Consider the following 2,074-nt stretch of genomic DNA (forward strand, 5'->3'; position numbering starts at 1 on the left):
CAGCGCCGAGGCGGTACGCGCCGAACAGGACGCGGACCGGCGGCGCAAGGAGGCCGACGGCCGGCTCTCCGACGCGGCGTTCCGGGCCGGCTTCGACACCCCGGAGGCCGCGGCGGCCACCCTCCTCGACGCCGCCGCCCAACGCGACCTCCAGCACCGCGTCGACGCCTGGCAGGCCGAGGCCGCGGCGGTCGCCGACCGCCGCGCCGAACGCGACGCCCGCGAGGCCGCCGAGCAGCCCCCTGCTCGGCCATCGGCCGCACAGAGCGAGTTCGAGACCGCGGAATGGCTGTTGCGCGAGGCGTCCTCCGCACGCGCCGCCGCCGAGGAGCGCTGCGGGGAGCTGACCCGCCTCTCCAGCCAGGCCGCCGACGAGGTGCGGCGGCTGGGCCCGGTGCGCCAGGAGTACGAGCGGATCGCCCGCCTCGCGGGTCTGGCGGCGGGCACCTCCGCCGACAACGAGCGGAAGATGCGCCTGGAGGCGTACGTCCTGGCCGCCCGCCTCGAACAGGTGGCGGCGGCCGCCACCGCCCGGCTGAGTCGGATGTCCTCCGGCCGCTACACCCTGGTCCACTCCGACGCCCGCACCGGCGGTCGCAGGGCCGGGCTGGGGCTGCATGTGGTGGACGCCTGGACCGGCAGCGAACGGGACACCGCGACGCTCTCCGGCGGGGAGACGTTCTTCGCCTCGCTGGCGCTCGCGCTGGGCCTCGCCGACGTCGTGACCGAGGAGGCCGGCGGCGTACGCCTGGACACCCTCTTCATCGACGAGGGGTTCGGCAGCCTGGACGACCAGACCCTGGACGAGGTGCTCGACGTGCTGGACTCCCTGCGCGAGCGGGACCGCAGCGTGGGCATCGTCAGCCATGTGGCCGACCTGCGCCGCCGGATCCCGGTCCGCCTCGAGGTGGTGAAGGAGCGTCAGGGTTCCTCCGTCCGCCACCGCCTGTGACCGGTGCGGCCTCGCGGACGCCCCGCCGGGTCAGCGGCCGATCGCCCGGCGGGGGAGCGGCGAGGAGTACACGACGCTGGTGGTGACGGAGCCCAGCGCGCCGATCCGCCCGGTGGTCTCCTCCAGATGCTTCATCGAGCGGGCCGTGACCTTGAGGACGAAACAGTCGTCGCCGGTGACGTGGTGGGCCTCGATGATCTCCGGCGTGGTCTCCAGAAGATCGTGGAAGGGCTTGTAGTTCCCGTGCGGGTAGCGCAGGCGCACCAGGGCGAGAATGGGCAGACCGAGCCGCTCGGCGTCGACCACCGCCGCGTACCCGCTGATCACCCCCAGCTCCTCCAGTCGTCGCACCCTCTCCGTCACGGCGCTCGGGGACATGGAGACGGCGCGTGCGAGCTCGGCGAAAGTGGCGCGGCCGTCGCGCTGGAGGACGTCGAGGATGCGCCAGTCGGTGGCGTCCGGGGAATAGTCGGTCACTCGTCCGAGAGAACAGGGGAATCCCCGGCGAATCAAGAGGAGTGCCAGGAAATCTCACTTCCCGGTCCCGTTCCACGGCCATAGATTCATGGTCATGACTTCGCCTCTCACGGCCACGGCCGACAACCCCGTCCTGCGCGTCGCGCCCGCTTCTCCCGCTGCCGCGGCGGCCCACTTCGGTGGATCGCTCGCCTTCCACGCCGACGTCTCCGATGTCGCCTCCACGCTCGCCGCCGACGGTGATCCCGGGTTCGTCGTCCTGGACAGCCGCTCCGCCGAGTCCTGGGACCAGGGGCGTGTGCCCGGGGCGGTGCACCTGCCCACCGCCCTGATCCCCGAGCGGGCGGCGGCGCTGCTGGACCCGGCCGTTCCCGTCATCACGTACTGCTGGGGGCCGGGCTGCAACGGCGCGACCCGCGCGGCCCTGGCCCTCGCGCGACTGGGCTACCAGGTCAAGGAGATGCTCGGCGGGTTCGAGTACTGGGTGCGCGAGGGATTCGCCTTCGAGACCTCGGGGGGCGTCGAGCGGCGCGGAGCCGACCCGCTCACCGCGCCGGCCGAAACCGCCGACTGCGGCTGCTGAGACCGGGGGCCGGGGCGGGGGTCGGCGCGGTTCGACGCCCGCCCCGGCCCCCGGGGGAGGTT

General features: G+C 73.8%; 3 protein-coding genes. 2 read left to right on the plus strand and 1 reads right to left on the minus strand.

The genetic code is table 11. The features are described 5' to 3' along the window. Nucleotides 1-952: SbcC/MukB-like Walker B domain-containing protein (locus CR470_RS37535; protein WP_306667843.1), on the plus strand; the 952-nt coding region annotated here is incomplete at its 5' end. A 30-nt stretch (nt 953-982) separates the two neighbouring features. Here CR470_RS37535 and CR470_RS37540 read toward each other — a convergent pair. Then, nucleotides 983-1,429, minus strand: coding sequence for an Lrp/AsnC family transcriptional regulator (locus tag CR470_RS37540; protein WP_097872202.1), 447 nt, complete (start codon nt 1,427-1,429; stop codon nt 983-985). 88 nt (nt 1,430-1,517) lie between these two features. Between CR470_RS37540 and CR470_RS37545 the strand changes: the two genes are divergently transcribed. Then, nucleotides 1,518-2,012, plus strand: coding sequence for a rhodanese-like domain-containing protein (locus CR470_RS37545; RefSeq protein ID WP_097872204.1), 495 nt, complete (start codon nt 1,518-1,520; stop codon nt 2,010-2,012). Nucleotides 2,013-2,074 lie beyond the last annotated feature (62 nt).

Source organism: Streptomyces sp. rh34, assembly GCF_002551245.1.
In the GTDB taxonomy this organism is placed as follows: Bacteria; Actinomycetota; Actinomycetes; order Streptomycetales; family Streptomycetaceae; genus Streptomyces.

Excerpts from the sequence above, each read along its gene's own strand:
- CR470_RS37545 (WP_097872204.1), top strand. The coding sequence starts at position 1,518 with ATGGTCATGACTTCGCCTCTCACGGCCACGGCCGACAACCCCGTCCTG.